Below are 17,523 nucleotides of genomic sequence, written 5' to 3'. Positions count from 1 at the left end.
ATGGGCGACAAGACAAAGGGCGGTGCAAATTTGATTCCTTGCTCCGTCCTTTGTCTTAATCCTGATTTTCAGAAATTTCCTCTTTAAGCAATTTGTTTATGGTCGTTATCGTATGGGTCTGAAAGTAGTTTTTCAATTCAACATCATCTTTCAGAAGTATGCCGCATTCTTCATCATAAGTTCCTATGATGTATTTTTTTAATTCGGAGAAGCTGTCCGCAAACGGTATCTGTCTGTTTTCCTGCCAGTATTCGGTTGTGACTTCGGTGATAAACGCTTTCAGCACGGCTTTTTCTTCTTTGTCCAGTTTCTTGAAACGTATCGTTTCACGGTTCACAGGTAACGGCTCCGAAAGAATATCCTCCGGATTCTTGCCGCTACGCATGGCTGACATACAACTCTTGCAGATATGTTGGGCGTGTCCCTTTCCGCTGAACTTCTCGTTCGCCTTGTAGTCGCCACAGATACGGCAATAGTGCCCCTGCTGTTTTTTCTTTTTCTTCTTCGCCATATTGATTCTATTCCGACATCTTTTTCATTTCCAGATCGGCTCCTCTTCCCAACGGTTGAAAAAGCCTATTTTGTAGATGGGCACATCCGCATACTCCTTAAACAATGCCAGTAATTTCTCTTTGAACGCATGTCCCTCGTCTATGGCATTGCAGAGGTATAGCATGGCTGTAATCACATAGAACGGTTTTTTCTGCTGCACCTCGGTCAACGGGCGGGAAAGCCATGCCATTCGCGGATTGCGGATTTCACAAGGGCGTTTGACCATATTCCGGCTCCATATTCTGGAATGGTGCGCGATGATGTTGCGCATGTATGAAATGGCTTCCAGCCATCCCGACAGTTCATTGTGTAAATTTAGCCCCATATCATTGGCTATTGCCGATTTTTCGGGCAACTGGTGGTTGAGGTTCTTGTATATCTTGGAAAGTGTGCCGAACGTGGCTACCTCAAATATAATCCACGCATCCGGGTATTCGTCAAGTATCCTTTCTCCGTCTGTATCCGTAACGAGATGCTTGCGCTTGTAGTCCTTCACGAATATCTCGTTGCTCCGCAAGAACTCTTCCATCAGTTCTTTGAGGTGTTGGGCATGGAAAGCGGCATCTGCAAACAGCTGCGGGTCACGGTACCAAAGCCCTCCGTAAGACTGTGACAGATGATAAATCATCTTTGTACGCAGGGTAATTTCTATTGTCTCGATGGCATCGAATAAAATAAGGCGCAGTTCTTTATCAAAATAATAGCGTGTGACGACATCTTCCAGTTTGGAATCGGGCCGGAACAGATGGCGGGTCTTGTCATACTGCATATCCCACCAATAGCCTTTCAGACGATAGTAGCTGATATGGGTCAGATGCCGGGCGGCAAAAGCTTCATCCCCGACAATCATTCCCCTTTGTTTGAGCAGTTCTATTTGTTCTTCAATGGAACGTGATTTCTTGTTTGCCATACCGTTATAAAAAAGAATGACCCGCCGGCAGATCTTACGGTATGCCAAACGGGTACTGTTATCGTTGAACACGGTCTGAGCCGCATATCTTCTTAATTACGCGGCAAAGATAAGCCTTTTTTGCGTAACGCACAAGAAATAAGTTGCTTTTTTCAGATAATGGACGGGGATTCTCCAGGAACAGCTATCTTCTTTTCAATTCGGCTTCCTCATCCCTTCTTATCCGCTCATTCAGCCTGTCTTGCATTTGTTCGAGAAAATGCGTATGGCTGATTGTTTTCCGGCGTTTGATGTCGGTATAGAAGCGGTAGCAGTCTTTGGCTTCGATGCCGAAAATCCGGTACAGTAGCGGCGCAAGCTGTTTGAGCGGCATTTCGCCGTTGTTGATGCAGCCCATTTCGTGGATACCGTAGATAAGTTCCACGAGGTCGATGGCGTTGCCCGTCCATTGGAGGGGTGAGGCAGGATTTTCGGTTGTGTTGTCGGCGGATGTACGGATGGGGATTAGTGGCGGCACTTGGGATGTGGAAAGGAACTTCTGCATCTTCCTTACGAAAGAGAGAGCCTTGCCGATGTAGGAGGCTGCTTCCTTGCGGTCTTCGGAAAGAAGGCGCACGGAATGGTGCTGCAACTCGATTTCGATGTAAGCCAACGCGATAATGGTGCAGCCCGTATCCATACTTCCGCTGCACAGCTCGATCACTTGGGTGGCGAAAGCCATATATGCCGTTTCCATATCGCAGTCCCCGGCTTCATTGATAAGGCGGAAGAACTCGGTTTCCGCCAGCAGGAAATAATTCATGTACTGTCAATTTTGAAGTTTCACATTCTGTTTTTCTGTGTGCGCACATGAATATAAATGGCAAATGGAGTTCCATTTAACCCTGAGTCGGAATATTTTATTTGTATATTATTAAAATTCAATGATATACAAATAAAAAACTGTTTTAAATTCTCTTTTTCGACGGCTATAAAGTGAAAAATAATTTTACGGGTGCGTAAATTCTTTTAACGCATTATACCTTAATCCGTTATTTGATTTTACAGAAAACCGTCTGTACAATTCCGTCTTTGCGGATTTTTGTAGAGGTACATTTCCAATCCGTCTTGACTAAATTGGATTGGTATATCTGTTTACCGTTGTCAAGCATCACAGGTATGGTATAAATGATGATTTCGTCTATAAGGTACATCCTCAACATACCATTGATGATGCTTGTAGAGATGGGAGTAGCTTCAATAATGTATATCACATCATTGTCTTTTCGCTTTTTCCCTTCTATCAACATGGAAAGCGAAGCGTTTTCATTCAGCGGGAAAGTGGCATCGTTCAACAATTCCGCTGTTTCTCTACTCAGAGAGGGGTATCGTTGCGTATAGTCCTCCACCAGACACCCCTCGATGGATTGGACGATGAGCAGTCGTACTTTGGCCATATATTCCAGTTTTTAAGTTCTTGACCGGAAGCGTCCAAAAAAGAAGCGTGCAAACACACACCTCAAGTGTAGGCTCTGGTAAGCCCCTGAAAGAAGTCCGTGAATGCACGCTATGCCAAGGCATAGCATAAGCATCACGCAATTAGCTTCTTTCAGTTTCAATTTACCAGATTTACACTTGAAACACCTTGCGGTCTTATGTCTAATATATAGTCGGACATGAAGCGTAGGCTTTTCTGTCCGCTATTTTCGTATGTCACGTAGAAGCGGTTTTCAGCCACTCCCACAATCGGTTACAAAGGTACTCTTTTTCCCCTAAAATCTTTCATCTCATCTCCTTTTTCCACTTTATATTGTACAGTTCTATCTTTTTATAGAGCGTAGGAGGGGTAATGCCAAGCAATTTCGCGGCTTGACGTTTATTGCCTTCTGTCATATTCAGAGCCTTTATAATACGCTTTTTCTCCATCTTTTCATCCGTCAGGGAGAAGCCGGAGGAGCTTTCGGTATCCACATCTTCCAGTTCCAACATATCGGCAGTAATCTGTCCTTTACCGGTCAGTAGCACAGCGGATTGGATTGTCTGTCGCAATTCACGCACATTGCCGGTCCAATAATGACTACACAACCGTTTTCGGGCATCCTCATCAAACCCGGTTACCGACTTTTTCAATGTTGCATTCATCTCATGCAGGAAAAAATCAGCTAACTCCAATATATCTTCCCGACACTCCCTGAGTGGAGGGACTTCGATGATAAACTCCCGAAGCCGATAATACAGGTCTCTGCGGAACCGCTTTTCTTCTATCGCTTTCTCCATATTCTCATTGGTGGCGGAGATAATCCGCACATCGGCTGTCTTGTCCTTGCTTCCACCCACAGAGCGATAGGTCTTGTTCTGTATGGCCCGGAGCAACATCTGTTGTACTTCCGGCGGTAGGTTACCCACTTCATCAAGAAAGAGTGTACCTCCGTCAGCCTCCGCAAAATAACCTTTCTTACAGTCGGTAGCTCCAGTAAATGCACCTTTTTCGTGACCGAACAGGATGGATGCTGCCAACGAGGAAGTCAGCACGCTGCAATCCACTGCCACGAAAGTATTCTCCGCACGGTCGCTTTGGTCATGTATCTTACGCGCAATGTGGTCTTTCCCCGTTCCATTCTCACCTAATACCAATACACTCATGTCGGTCGGCGCAACCAGCTTGATGCGGTGGCGTATCTTACGGAATGCCTCGCTCTTCCTTTCAAATATCTGTTCTTTCTTTGATGCAGTCCGAGATTGCTGTTTCCAAAGGTTGAATAATCTTGGCAAGAGTTCCTTTTCCAATGTCCGTTTGCTGATATAGTCCTCCGCACCAGACTTCATAGATCTGACTGCTGTGGGCACTTCGTCATAGTCCGTCATTATAAAGAACGGATTGCGATGTCCGGTTTCACGCAGGTGTCTTAACAGCTCTATGCCGTCTCCGTCCGGAAACCGGAAGTCGGACAAGATGATGTCATCCGGTTCTGTTTTGGATAACGCTTTTCGGGCGGCAGGAAGACTATAGAACTTTTCAGCAGGGATGCCATGTTTGGCAAGCAGGTTACCCACATAGTCGCAATAGACAGGATTGTCGTCTATGATGATTATCTTTCCCATAAGCCCTCCTTTGCTTTTTGAGCCATACGGATGATATGCTCTCCCTTGTCCAATATGGCTTGCACCTTTTCTTTCAGCACTATTTCGTCTATTGGGGATTGGTGTATCAGCCCGTAAAGTTCGCGTAACGGGCAGTCGGCATTGATTAGCATCCATGAACTGCGTAAGTGATGTATCAGAGTATCCAATTCCGCCATATCCTTTTTCTCGTAGGATTTACTGAAATGCTCCATTTCTTTCTTTGTTTCGGTTATCAGCCGTTCCAATATCTCCGCTTTATCGCCATAGGCAAGCAAAGCGGATAAATCTATCCGCTGTCTTTGTTGCGTGTCACCTATGCTGGAAGTGATGGCAAGAGCCACTTCATCAGACGAGAATGGCTTGAACAGGCAACCGCTGAAACCTGCCGCAAGTAGTTCCGCTTCCGCACTCTTGTCCATTGCGGTGGAAACTACAATCGGAATGTCCCTTGAATTGCCTATATCCGAAGTACGCAGCAGTTCCATAACCTCATACCCGTTCATGTCCGGCATTTTCAGGTCGGTTACCAGTAGGTCATAGTTCCTGCTGCGCATCCGATCCAGTAACTCATGGACATTGCAGCAGGTGTCGCAGTTTATCTTCCGACGGGCGAGCATGTCTCGTGTCATGGTAAGCAGCACCTCGTCGTTGTCGAGTACCAGCACGGAGATGTCGCGCAGCGGTTGTCGTGTTCTCGTATTGTCCTCATCGGGAATTGTTTCTTCCGCCCGTCCGAGGGGTAACTTTACACAAAAGCTGCTGCCTTTCCCCGGCGTGCTATTTAATGATAAATCCCCACCCATCAAAGCTACGAGTTCTCGAACGATGGACAGTCCCAACCCGAAGCCATCTTGCGTGGCGGCATTAGTCAGCCGCTCGAAAGGGTAGTATATCCGTTCCTGCTGTTCTTCAGCTATTCCACTACCCGTATCATCTACCATCATAATGAACATGCCGTCCTGATAAAAGACCGACAATGAGATCATGCCCCGATCTGTAAACTTGACGGCATTGGATAGCAGGTTGCTTCCGATGCGAAGTATGAGGTCTTTGTCCCCGACTACCACCTCGTCCTCGCAGTTCCTCACTTGGAACACTAACTGTTTGGCTTCCGTCTGTGTTACGAACTCCATATGCAGGGTATCGGCGATATTTTTTAGCTGAAACGGTTTGGGATTTACTTGTTCCTTGCCATTATCTAATCGGAAATAGTTCATTAGATTGGTTAACAACGAGGTCATGCGTATTGCGGAATGACGGATAGAGTTTAGATGGCATAATCGTTCTGATTTTTTATCTGTCTCTATCAATTCTGCATTACCAACAATGGCGGTAAGGGGAGTGCGGAGTTCATGGGCAATAGTCTGTATAATACGTCTACGCGAATTTATCAAGCGATGGTTTTCCTTTATATTATCTCGAAGTTTTTCCACAACACTCTCCAATTGCTCTTGATTTTTCACCTTCTCTCTAGTGTCTCGTTGGATGATTATATATGATATGATAAGCAATGTAATAGCAGATACAACTAACCATGTTATGATACGCATTGAGCATTCGTGGGAGGTCTTAAGTTGTATTTCCCTGGATGCCATATCACATTCGATTTGTTTGTCCATGGAGGTTATCAGCATACGAAGTTTGTAATTGAGCTCCCTATTATATGTACGCAGACTATCTGTGTAAATGCTTATGTTTCTTTGCTGTTCCTCCTGAATGGAGAGTATTTCATTGTTTAATGATTTAAGTGTAGAGGTATTTGGTGGTATTTGCACGGTTTCTTTTACACCGAAAAATCCTGCTATCCCTTTCTTCTTGCGTGTAATGGTACGTGATTGCGATATTTGCCGTGTGATGGCAGGCAGACAATGCAATAAGAGACGGTCCGTTTCGTCCTGCTTCCGAAACAGTTGCATAATGTGGAGTAGATGCTCCTCCTTGTTTGCCAATAATGTGCGGAGTGTATCTATTTGCATGGGCTGTACGAAATCCTTGCATTGTTCCCTTAGAATTTGTAATAGGGAGTCCGTCCGCAAACGGTATTTATTATAGGCAATACGGTCATCTTCATTCCATGAAACAACCGACTCTCCATAAGATGCAAGCATGGTAATGTAACGATGCGCCGTGTTGATATTACGTCGAGTCTGATAAATAATAACGGACTCATCTTCTATTTTTTGTACACGGTCACGTTCATGCAAAATAATGGTGACCATACTGCCGATGACCGCCGTCAAAAGAAAATATCCGACAAATATCTTATGTTGTAACAGCAACTTCATTAACCTTATACACGTTTAACAATCACAATGCTTATTTCATACAGCAACCACATGGGCAATGCAACGAGCGACAGGGTGAATACATCTGATGTCGGCGTGATGATGGCCGCAACAATGAGAATAGCCACCACGGCATGTTTCCTGTATTGGCGCATGAAGTTGGCCGAGAGGAAGCCCAACTTGGCGAAAAGCCACGAAAGTATCGGGATCTCGAAAACCAGCCCTATCGCCAGAGACATGGTCATCAGCGTGGAGATGTAGGATTGCAGCGAGATCATGTTCTCCACTTCGCCGCTGACCTGATAGGTCCCCAAGAATCGGAATGTCAACGGAAAGATCAGGAAGTAGCTGATCAAAACGCCCAGCATGAACATCGCATAGCCTCCTCCGACCACCCGCACGACGTATTTCCGTTCATTTACATACAGGGCCGGTGACACGAACCGGAACAACTGATAGAGGATGTAGGGCGATGCACACAACGTCCCGGTGCACAATGCCGCTTTCATGTGGATAATGAACTGCTCGGCCAGTCCCGTATTGATCAGTTTTACATGAAAATCCGGCACGTCAGCCTGCGTTACCAGACCGCTGAGCGAGTACAGCAGCCGGTAAGTGATAAAGCCGTCATCCTTGGGAGCGAGGATGACGGCAAACAGTTCCTCCTTGAAGCAGAATGCCGCCACGCCGAACAAGACGGCTACGGCAACGATTTTTACAACCGCTGCCCGCAGCACGTCAAGGTGCTCCCAAAAGGATTGTGTATCTGCATTCTCAGCCATTCTACCTATTGTTTTTCTTTTGTCTCGATAGTTGCATTTTCCTTGTCTGTCAGTTCAATGTCGCTTTCGATATTGTGCATCCCGTCCTTGAACGATCGTACCCCTTTTCCGAGTCCTTTCATCAGTTCGGGAATTTTCTTGCCGCCAAAGAACAGCAATACAACCAATGCAATCAGCAATACCTCCTGCATACCGATGCCTCCTATGAATAATGGTGTCATAATTATTTTTGAATTAAACGGTTAATGAATATCCAACCTCCGAATACCTGGAGCAGCATACCGGGTATGCCTATCCTAAAATCCTGTATGGCAAGCCAGAAGTCATCCTTCATAGCCCATTCGCCCAATGTCCCGACAATCTGATAGGACAGTACCACAGCGACAAGTAGCGGCAAGGTTCCTTTCCGGAAACGTGAAGCCGTATATCCGGCAGCGACCGCCAGCAGAACGGATTTCAGCAGGATTGCCGGAAGAGCCGCAGGCATGGGCATACCGAACAGGACGGAATTGACGGCCGGGGAAAGCAAGGCGGTCAGTAATCCCACTTTCCAACCGTACTTGTACGCTCCGATGAGCGTGAAAAAGTAAATCGGCAGCCAGGTTACGCCGCCCTGCGGCACGAGATGAAAGAGTTGCGGCAAGGCGATATTGCCCAAGACGAATAACGAGGAGGCCAGATAGGTTCTTGCCTCGGCATAGCCCCATGTGTAAAGTTTTACAGTCTTCGTTTGCATTTTGCTAATTATTTGTTTATTATAACTTTAATATCCGAATCGTTTGGTGGCACGTTTCATCGACTCCGTAATTCGGACATCGAACGGACAGCGGCTCTCACAAGCTCCACAGGCGATACATTCCGAAGCATGGTGCGAAAGTAACTTGTAATGTTCGCGTATCGTTTCGGGAACTCCATCTTCCGCAGTTGTCAGGTTATAAAATTTATTCACCGATGCGATGTCTATTCCCACCGAACAGGGAGCGCAATGACCGCAATACATGCAATGCCCTTTCCAAGAAAATTTTTCCAATCCGGCCAATACGGATGTATAATCTTTTTCGGCAGGAGTGGCCTCGCACCAACCGAGCGCCGTCCGTATCTCCTCGATCGATTTGCAACCGACCATGACGGCTGCGACACCGGGGCGGCTCAGAGCGTATTCAATGGCCTGAACCGGAGTTATGGCACGTCCGAACGGTGAATTATCTTCCGAAAGCAGGTCTCCTCCACCATACACTTTCATCACATCTATTCCCACACCCATCCGTTCACACAGCTCATAAAGCCTTTCCCTCTCCGGGTCAATATTCTGTAAAGTACGAGCATAGCTTTCGTCTGCCCATAATGCGTCCACGTTGTCTCCCGGCGGCTGAAGGTCATAAGCCGGATTGATGGAAAACATCAACACGTCGACTAACCTGGTTTCTACCGCCATGCGGGCTACCACAGGGTTGTGGCTGCTCATGCCTATATGACGGATATGTCCCGCGTCTCGGAGTCGACAGACGATACGGATTAACTCTCCGTCAAAAACTTCATGAAAATCAGCCTCGGTATCGACATAATGAATCATGCCAATATCCAAATAATCTGTACGAAGTTGTTTCAGTTGAAGTTCGAACGAATCGAGTGTCTTCCGCACATCGCGGGTACGCAGATATTGTCCGTTCTCCCATGCGGTACAGAGGTGTCCTTGTATGACAAATCCCTCACGCCGTCTGTCGAGAGCAGCACCTATGTTCGAGCGCAAATCAGGATTGGAGGAATAGATGTCTACGAAATTGATTCCGTTGGCTATGGCAAAATCGAAATTGGCCTTTACCTCTTCCTGCGTCTTGTGCATGAAGCCTTCGCAGCCGAGTGCTATCGTGCCCACTTTTAATCCTGTCCGCCCCAATATCCGATAATCCATACTAATCGAGTCTTATGAGTTCATATTTTTGGCTTCCTATGCCGAGCTGTTCGGCATAATCCAACGTGTGCATACCGTGGCGTGAGTCGATACGCTCTATCAAATGTATCTTTCCGTGGTCTTCCGACGAACGTACAAGGTCTGTGCAGGCTTTATCCAATGCTACTGGATCCAAGGATGCAAGGATACCGATGTCTCCCATTTTCGGGTCTTCGGGAGAGGAGTCGCAGTCGCAGTCCACTGAAAGATTATTCGCTACACTGATATAGAGGATATTCTCACCGCAATGGTCCACTACCGCTTTGGCTGCTTCTGCCATTGACTCAAGAAAATCATCTTGTTCGGGGCTACCCCAGCTTGTCGTGCTGGTACCGGCCGAGTGGATATACCGTTTGCCGTTTGCAGATGCGATACCAATGGATATGTTTTTGATGGCGCCGCCGAATCCACCCATAGAATGCCCTTTGAAGTGGGACAGTACAACGGTGAAGTCATAATTGAGGAAAGACTTTCCCACGATGTCGCGCATCAGATGCTTGCCCCCTTTCAAAGGCAATTCTACTTCACCCTCTGCATCCATGATGACAACCGGCGCTATGGCTGTGAAGCCATGGTCTTCGGCTGCTTTCAAATGCTCTGCTGTAGTGCCGCGTTTGCCACCATATGCGGTATTACACTCTACGATAGTTCCGTTTATTTTCTGTACGAGAACCTTTATCAGATTCGGGTCAAGAAAATTGTGCCCACCCGGTTCGCCGGTGGAAAGTTTCACAGCAACTCTTCCTTTCGCCTCACGACCCAACGCTTCGTAAATCTTCAAGAGATTGTCCGAGGAAATCTCTTGGAACATATATACTTTGGGCACTTCCGCCGTGTTGCCGACAGAGGGGTTGCCATTGTCTTTTGTGTTCTGCGCTTGAGCGCAACTTGCAGTCGCCAGCATCATCAGAACCGATAACAGGGAGATATAAATGTTTCTTTTCATGCTCTTAACGTGTCGATAGTTATCAGAAATTGATATTCACACCTGCCATCACCGTAGCACGCGGCATCGGGTATCCGGCATTGATTTCGTATTTCTGCGCCAGCAGGTTTTCTCCGCGAGCCCAGATGTCGAGCCATTCGGCAACGCGGAACGAGGCACGAAGGTTCCACAGCACGAACTCTTCCGTCGTGTCGGGATCGACGGAGGTGTAAAGCCCGGCTATGTACTGAAGTCCGGTCGATACACTCCAACGGCCTTGCGAGAAAGCGGCTCCGGCGTACAGTTTGTGTTCGGGAGCGGCAACGACCGGATTGTCCATGTGCAGGAAGCTGTAGTTGGCATCCACCGACCAGGTGCGGTCGATGCGCCAGGCGGCTTGCAGTTCGATACCCGTGTTGTCTATCTCGCCGGAGTTCTGGTTCAGCATTCCGCTGCCGTTGGGATTGGGGAGGGTCATAATCAGGTTCTTGCCGTCGATGTAGAACAGGTTCACACCGTAGGAGAGGCGGCCGTCCAGCAACCTTTGCGAGAAGGCAAGCTCGTAGTTCCACATCGACTCTGGCTTCAAGTCGGGATTTTGAGGTCTGAACACATACATCTCCCGAAGGATGGGATAGCGGAAGCCTTTCGTGGCCGACGCTTTCAGTTCCATGCCATGCGGCAGATGGAATGCCAGGCCTGCCTGCGGCACCCACTCCGTGCCCACACGCGAATGGTGGTCGACGCGCAAACCCGTGTTGAAGGTCAGCCACGAGCCGATATCCTGCCGGAAGTCCACGTAGCCTGCCATCTCGTTCTCGTGTTTGTCCACCATATCATCTCGTGTTCCGGCATTTTCTCCTTTTATAAATTCCGTCCATGCCTCACCACCGTAGCGGAACCAGTCGAAGCCCAACGTGATGCGGTTTCCCCTGAAGAACTGCGTGCTTTGATAGAGCGATACGCCCATCATGTCGTCGAACGAGTTGAAGCGCCCGTCCTGCGGCTTTTCTCCCTCGCTCGGTGTATAACCGTCGTTAATCCAATGGTCGCCCCAGTTGTAGAAGAAACTCAACGCACCGGAGGTCCGTTCGTATCGGTTTTCCAAAGCGAAGGAGGTCACGCCGCGCGTGATGCGCTGGTCGCCTTCCAGCAGGGGCGCGGACACCGGGCCGGGATAGGTGGCGTTGAAGTGCGTCACGTTCACATCGGCGTAGGTGTTCCAGTTATCGGTCAGTTCATAACCCAATTTGGCATAACCGCCGTATTGCTCGAACGGCATGTTTTCGCGGTGCCCGTCCGTGCGGTTATACGAGCCGCTGACAACGCTGGAGAAACGTCCCTTACGGATGCGGTTGGTCAGTTCCGTCTCCAAGGTGTTGTAGGAGCCGTAGCCGGTATGCAGGTCGGTGCGCACCCCGTCCTCGTGCATCCGGCGGGTGACGATGTTGATGACTCCGCCCATCGCGTTGGAGCCGTAGAGCACGGAGGCCGGGCCGCGAAGCACCTCCACCTTGTCGGCGAGCAGGGTTTGGTAGGCATCGGCGATGGGATGCCCGAAGATCCCGGCATATTGCGGATGTCCGTCGATTAGCACCATCAGCCGGGCACTACCGCCGGAGAGTCCGCGTAGCGATATGCCGCCTGCCGCACCACCCGACACACCATAACCCATCACGCCGCGCGAGGTGGTGAATAGTCCCGGCACCTGTTCCGTCAATACCGGCAGCAGCGAGGGCTGCATACTCTGCTCTATCTTCGTGCGGTTCACTACCGATACGGTCTGGGACAAGTGGCGCACGTCTGTTTCATTGCGTGTTCCGGTGACAACGACTTCCCCGATCGTATAAGTTTTTGACACGTCGAGCGTGTCTTTCGTTTCCTGTGCCATGCCTTGTGATACGGAAAAAGCCAGTAAAACGGGGATTATAAAATATCTCTTTTTCATCTATCTTTATTCTGTTTCATAAAACCTTCTATTTCTTCCAAACACTCTTCTATGGTTGTACAATCCTTGCAACGTATCTCCATCGGGCACCAACCGGTATTCGTTCGGTTGATTATATGGGGAACTTCTTTGGCATACCGTACCTTTACCCCATACTTATCCAACAAAGACAGGGCATGCGTACTGGCGATATCCGCGAATACCTCTTTCACCCCGCCGGCAATCATCAGGGCGGCGGCGGCTTTCCCGACCACCTTGTCCGCCACGGATGCCCCATGCAGCATACCGGCATTTTCTTTCGACAACCGGTACAGGTCGGAAATTCCGCGCCCATTGAACGTGCTTATCGCTTCTCCGTTGCCGACAACGAGCGAACACCTCTCGTCATGCAGACGGCTTATCAATTCGTCCCTCATAATGTTCCCTGTTTAAGTCGCTCCACGAAACGGTCTATGCGCTGCAACTCCTTCGGGATGTCGATGCGTTGCGGGCAATGCGGCGAGCATTGGTTGCAACCGATGCAATGGCTCGCCTGACGCAATTTAGGGACGCTCCGGTCGTAGCCCACCAGATAGGCCCGGCGTGCCTTACGGTAGTTCTCGTCCTGCGTACTCTCCGGGATATTGCCTTCGTTCAGGCATTTGTTGTAATGGAGCAGGATGGCCGGAATGTCGAGCCCGTACGGGCAGGGCATACAGTATTTGCAGTCGTTGCAGGGAATGGTGTCGAACTGCATCATCCGGGTCGCCGTCTCTTGCAAGAAATCGAAATCCTCCTCCGTCAGAGGCTTCAGCGGAGCGTAGGTACGCAGATTGTCCTGCAAATGCTCCATGCGCGTCATGCCGCTCAACACGGTATGCACGCCGGGCAGACTGCCGGCGAAGCGGAACGCCCACGAAGCCACGCTCATCTCCGGTTCGCGCTGTTTGAGACGGGCGACGATCGTGCTCGGCACGTTGGAAAGACGACCGCCCAACAGGGGCTCCATGATGACCGCCGGAATGCCGCGCTTTTCCAGTTCGCCATACAGGTATTCGGCATCGGTGTTTCGGGGATTGATCTGCTTGGCATACTTCCAGTCCAGATAGTTGAGCTGTATCTGCACGAAATCCCACTTGTATTCGTCGTGCCGCGAAAGCAGATAGTCGAACACCCGGATATCTCCGTGATAGGAGAAGCCGAGGTTGCGGATGCGTCCCGCCTTGCGTTCCTCCAGCAGGAAGTCGAGCATGCCGTTCTTCATGTAGCGGCTCTCGAACTCCTCCATGCCGCCGCCCATGCCCACGCCGTGCAGCAGCATGTAGTCGATATAATCCACCTGCAACTCTTTCCGCGAATTGCGGTACATGGCGATGGACGCCTCGCGGCTCCACGTGGCCGGAGAGAAGTTGGAGAGTTTGGTGGCGACGAAATATTTGTCGCGCGGATGGCGGCTCAGGGCGATGCCCGTGGCGCGTTCCGACTTGCCCCGGCAATAGGCGGGCGACGTGTCGAAATAATTCACTCCGTGGGCGATGGCATAATCCACCAGTTCGTTCACCATCTCCTGGTCTATCTCTTCGTTGCCTTCGCGGGCGCTGCGGCCTCCGACGGAGGGCAGACGCATCATGCCGAACCCCAGCAACGACACCTTGTCGCCCGATGTCGGATTGACCCGGTAGGTCATCTGGTCGGTGGGAATCTCCCCGGCAGCCGCCGTCGATACACTCTCTTTTTCGCCGCTTACACACGCCGTCAGCCCCGTCGCGGCGATTCCGGCGGCTCCCATCGTTTTCAGAAAGTTCCGGCGCGACAAAACTTTCTTGTTTTTATCTTGATTATAGTTCATATTCTTTACTTATACGGTTTTACATCACGCTGTGCATCGTGTGCCCCTCCACATAGATGGCGCTGAACGGACGTGCCGGACACAGATGTTCGCACGCACCGCACCCGATACACCTCTCGGTATTGACAACGGGTATCTTGACGGAGTTCGGATCTTCGCTGTCGGACGGAACCATCAGTATCGCTCCCGAAGGACAATGACGGGCGCAGTTGCCGCACTCCACGCCGTCCGTAAGCGGAATGCAGTTCTTGCGTACCCAAACGGCATGTCCTATCCGGATGGCCGACTTGTCCGCAGGCGTAATCCGCAGGATCGCTCCGGCAGGGCACACTTCCGAACATTTTGTACATTCCGGGCGGCAATATCCTCGTTCATAGGATGATTCCGGCTGCATCAGGGTATCTATCTTTGCCGACGGGCGCAATACACCGTTGGGGCAGACCGAGACACAGAGCTGGCATCCCGTGCAGTGCGTCGCCATGTGCCGCAATCCCTGCGCTCCCGGCGGTACGATCGGCGTCCGACGCTCCGGCACTTTCTTGTCTAAAATGACAGCCAGTCCGCCGTCCACCTTCTTTTCCTGCGCTTTCACGACAGATGTCGCGGCAAGCAGTCCTATGCCGGTCAGGAAGCTGCGACGGGCGTTGTCAGTCTGACTTTCATTCTGGGGGGTGTTCTCTTTTTTATCGTCAGTCTTTCCACGTCGCATTTGGTAGTGCAATGCCCCATGCTTGCAGGTGTCTATGCAGTCCAGACAAGTCACGCAACGGCTGTAGTCTATCCGATGGTTCTTGTAATCGATGCAGGCAGCCTTGCACTTGCGGGCGCAAAGGCTGCAATTCTTGCATTTGCTCCCGTCTATGACAGGGCGGAACAAGGAGTATCTTGCAATGAATCCCAACACAGTTCCCACCGGACATATCGTATTGCAATAGGTTCTTCCGTTCCTCCATGCCAGCAGAATGAGCGCCACGAACGTGCAGGAGGCAATGATGAACGTAGGCAGACTTCGTAGCCATACCACCTTCTCATAGAACATATAACTGTCGGCACGCTCGGCGAAATAGGCAAGCAGGTTGTTCCCCCAGATATAAACAGGCGAGAACAAGTTTTGGGCAATGCGACCGTAGGAACTGTACGGGGCAAGCAGAGCCACCACAGAACCTATCCCGGCCACCATCGCCACTATAAATATAGCCAATACGCCATACCTCATCCATGATTTGGCCGGAGAATAAGAAAAGCGGAATTTCTTTTTCTTCCGTTTGCCGCTTATCCATGATACCACGTCCTGGAAAATGCCCAAAGGACAGATGACCGAACAGTACACCCGCCCGAGCACACCTGTCAATACGACAAGGAACAACACGACCCCTACATTCAATGCCAACACGGCCGGCAGGAATTGTATTTTAGCCATCCACCCCAGCCATGCGTGCACCGTTCCCGTGAAGTCGAGAAACAGCAGCGTGACTGCTGCAAAGGAGAGTATGGCCAAGGATAATCTGATTTTACGCAACATAACCCTAAACTTAATCTTTATCTTAACGTCTATACATTACGTCCCAGTTCGTATGCTCTCCTGCTGTATTCTGTGCCGTTCACCGCACCGGCAGGCCACATGCCTCGGGCAACGACGGTTCCACGGTCTTTCCAGCCCAAGTAACGGAGCAGCGTATGATAGTGGGAAATCATCGGTTCGGCTTCCTTGGGGTCGGTGTCAGCGTATGCCATGAGGAGGGCGGATTGTTTCGCTGCGCCTTTTATCTTTCCGTTGAGCGCATAGAAACGGTCTATTGCCGCTTTCAACTGTGAGGAAAAGCCGAAGTAATACATCGGAGTGGCAAACACCACCATGTCGGCCTCCAGCAGGTGAGGGCGCAGTTCCGAGAAATCGTCATTCAACACGCAATCCCCGTCCATACCGCACGCATTGCAGGCGATGCAGCCGGATATCTTGTGATGCGCACAATCGAAACGGAAAACCTCATGCCCGGCCTCTTCCGCTCCTTTGATGAATTGGGATGCCAGATGGTTGGTATTTCCGTTCCGACGTGGGCTTCCTGTCAATACTGTTATTTTCATTTTCTTGTTCGTTTTATCATTCAGTAATTCGGCAGCTCCGGCGATACCCATGCCGGAAAGGACGGTTGCCCCGGCTGTCATGCCTACTGCCTTTATAAAGTTTCTTCTATCCATATTCTTATGCTGTTAATCCAGCCCCTTCTCGTGCAGCCACTCCGACAAATGGTCCGCTACCTCCACGTTGTTCAGGTCGGAGAAAGGAAAATGGGTATTGCCCTTCAAACCTATCTCCGGCAAGTGGATGACCGTGGCGTCTCCGCCATGTTCGTTGATAAGTGCAGCCCACTTGCGCATCAGGTGCAGGCGGCGTGTCCACTCATAGAGTTCGGGACGTTCGTCCGTCTCGGGCAGATTGTCGCCATAATAGACGATGATAGGTATCTCGGTGAACTTCAGGAACACCTCCATCGGCACCTCCGTGCCCTCGGTCTTTCCGGAGAGCGTGATGACCTTGCCTTCCTCCGGCATCTGCCCTGCGGGGAAAGGGACGTTGCATCCCGGTTCATAGGCTACGATGGCACGGATATTTTCCGTCTGCGGCAGAGTTAACCAGCCCACGCCTCCGCCCTGCGAATGGGTGACGAAAATGGCGGGACCTATCTTGTCGAACAGGGCGGCGTATGCCCTGGCATAGACGTTCAGATCGGCAGAACCGACGTTGGGGGTCATCTGCCGGAAATACTGGTTCAATGCCTCCGCGTCACGGCTGAACTGCACCCCCTCAAAGTAGTCGGGCCAGATGCCCACACGGAAGCGGTTGAACCACTCTTCTTCATCGAACTGCGGAGTGATGGTGACGGTTTCTGTTCCTCGTCCGGCATTGCCTCGGCGTGGTTGGTCTACTACGTATGTGGAGAAGCCTCTCCGCAGAAAGATGTTCTGGAAGCCCTCGCGTCCGTCGGGCGTGGTCTCCCATGTCTTCGAGAACTGCCCCACGCCGTGGGCGAATACCAACGGATACTTCCGTGCATTGACGGGTTTCTGATAGAACACGTAGGCGTGGTCGCCGTGATATTGCCGCCCGAGGGAGTCGGTTAGTACTGTGCCACCCACGGCGAAACTGCCCTGCTTGGCTATCTGCAACACGTTGCTGTTGTTGCTGCATGAGATTAACGCCAGCAGCATACATATTATAATAGGCGTAGTCTTTCTCAT

At 50.2% G+C, this 17,523-nt stretch carries 17 protein-coding genes; all 17 read right to left on the bottom strand.

Features of this window, described 5'->3' with window-relative positions:
- Positions 1 to 55: 55 nt before the first annotated feature.
- The gene (locus tag BQ7394_RS22355) at positions 56 to 511 is read right to left on the bottom strand and encodes a hypothetical protein (protein ID WP_075559421.1); all 456 of its coding nucleotides are present in this window, start codon (positions 509 to 511) and stop codon (positions 56 to 58) included.
- Positions 512 to 535: 24 nt separating this feature from the next.
- Positions 536 to 1,462, bottom strand: a complete 927-nt coding sequence (locus BQ7394_RS22350; protein WP_075560185.1) for an Abi family protein — start codon at positions 1,460 to 1,462, stop codon at positions 536 to 538.
- A gap of 184 nt (positions 1,463 to 1,646) precedes the next feature.
- Complete coding sequence (locus BQ7394_RS22345) at positions 1,647 to 2,264, bottom strand: RteC domain-containing protein (protein WP_075559420.1); 618 nt, start codon at positions 2,262 to 2,264, stop codon at positions 1,647 to 1,649.
- 229 nt (positions 2,265 to 2,493) lie between these two features.
- The gene (locus tag BQ7394_RS22340; protein WP_075559419.1) at positions 2,494 to 2,898 is read right to left on the bottom strand and encodes a dihydrofolate reductase family protein; all 405 of its coding nucleotides are present in this window, start codon (positions 2,896 to 2,898) and stop codon (positions 2,494 to 2,496) included.
- Positions 2,899 to 3,223: 325 nt separating this feature from the next.
- Positions 3,224 to 4,543 carry a sigma-54-dependent transcriptional regulator gene (locus tag BQ7394_RS22335; protein WP_075559418.1) on the bottom strand — a complete coding sequence of 440 codons (1,320 nt, stop codon included), beginning with the start codon at positions 4,541 to 4,543 and terminating at the stop codon, positions 3,224 to 3,226.
- Positions 4,531 to 6,849: a hybrid sensor histidine kinase/response regulator gene (locus tag BQ7394_RS22330; protein WP_075559417.1), complete on the bottom strand. Its 2,319-nt coding sequence runs from the start codon at positions 6,847 to 6,849 to the stop codon at positions 4,531 to 4,533. Before BQ7394_RS22330 ends, BQ7394_RS22335 begins: the two co-directional genes overlap by 13 nt.
- A gap of 5 nt (positions 6,850 to 6,854) precedes the next feature.
- A complete protein-coding gene (tatC, locus tag BQ7394_RS22325) occupies positions 6,855 to 7,631 on the bottom strand; it encodes a twin-arginine translocase subunit TatC (RefSeq protein WP_075559416.1) in 777 nt (258 codons plus the stop codon).
- 5 nt (positions 7,632 to 7,636) lie between these two features.
- The gene (locus BQ7394_RS22320) at positions 7,637 to 7,852 is read right to left on the bottom strand and encodes a Sec-independent protein translocase subunit TatA/TatB (protein WP_075559415.1); all 216 of its coding nucleotides are present in this window, start codon (positions 7,850 to 7,852) and stop codon (positions 7,637 to 7,639) included.
- A 2-nt stretch (positions 7,853 to 7,854) separates the two neighbouring features.
- Positions 7,855 to 8,367, bottom strand: coding sequence for an ECF transporter S component (locus BQ7394_RS22315; RefSeq protein ID WP_075559414.1), 513 nt, complete (start codon positions 8,365 to 8,367; stop codon positions 7,855 to 7,857).
- A gap of 27 nt (positions 8,368 to 8,394) precedes the next feature.
- A complete protein-coding gene (locus BQ7394_RS22310) occupies positions 8,395 to 9,543 on the bottom strand; it encodes an aldo/keto reductase (protein ID WP_075559413.1) in 1,149 nt (382 codons plus the stop codon).
- Position 9,544: 1 nt separating this feature from the next.
- The gene (locus tag BQ7394_RS22305) at positions 9,545 to 10,528 is read right to left on the bottom strand and encodes a DUF362 domain-containing protein (RefSeq protein ID WP_075559412.1); all 984 of its coding nucleotides are present in this window, start codon (positions 10,526 to 10,528) and stop codon (positions 9,545 to 9,547) included.
- A gap of 22 nt (positions 10,529 to 10,550) precedes the next feature.
- Positions 10,551 to 12,455, bottom strand: coding sequence for a TonB-dependent receptor (locus tag BQ7394_RS22300; RefSeq protein ID WP_075559411.1), 1,905 nt, complete (start codon positions 12,453 to 12,455; stop codon positions 10,551 to 10,553).
- Positions 12,452 to 12,871 (bottom strand): DUF1893 domain-containing protein, encoded by a 420-nt coding sequence (locus BQ7394_RS22295; protein WP_075559410.1) that lies wholly within the window; start codon positions 12,869 to 12,871, stop codon positions 12,452 to 12,454. The genes BQ7394_RS22300 and BQ7394_RS22295 overlap by 4 nt, the downstream gene beginning before the upstream one ends.
- On the bottom strand, positions 12,868 to 14,283 hold the full coding sequence (locus tag BQ7394_RS22290; RefSeq protein WP_075559409.1) for an aldo/keto reductase: 1,416 nt from the start codon (positions 14,281 to 14,283) through the stop codon (positions 12,868 to 12,870). Before BQ7394_RS22290 ends, BQ7394_RS22295 begins: the two co-directional genes overlap by 4 nt.
- 19 nt (positions 14,284 to 14,302) lie before the next feature.
- The gene (locus BQ7394_RS22285) at positions 14,303 to 15,805 is read right to left on the bottom strand and encodes a 4Fe-4S binding protein (RefSeq protein WP_075559408.1); all 1,503 of its coding nucleotides are present in this window, start codon (positions 15,803 to 15,805) and stop codon (positions 14,303 to 14,305) included.
- A 29-nt stretch (positions 15,806 to 15,834) separates the two neighbouring features.
- Positions 15,835 to 16,482, bottom strand: a complete 648-nt coding sequence (locus tag BQ7394_RS22280) for a flavodoxin family protein (RefSeq protein WP_139317743.1) — start codon at positions 16,480 to 16,482, stop codon at positions 15,835 to 15,837.
- Positions 16,483 to 16,494: 12 nt separating this feature from the next.
- Complete coding sequence (locus BQ7394_RS22275; protein WP_075559407.1) at positions 16,495 to 17,523, bottom strand: alpha/beta hydrolase; 1,029 nt, start codon at positions 17,521 to 17,523, stop codon at positions 16,495 to 16,497.

Source organism: Parabacteroides timonensis (genome assembly GCF_900128505.1).
GTDB classification, from domain to species: domain Bacteria; phylum Bacteroidota; class Bacteroidia; order Bacteroidales; family Tannerellaceae; genus Parabacteroides; species Parabacteroides timonensis.
This window is presented reverse-complemented; position numbering and strand designations above follow the sequence as displayed.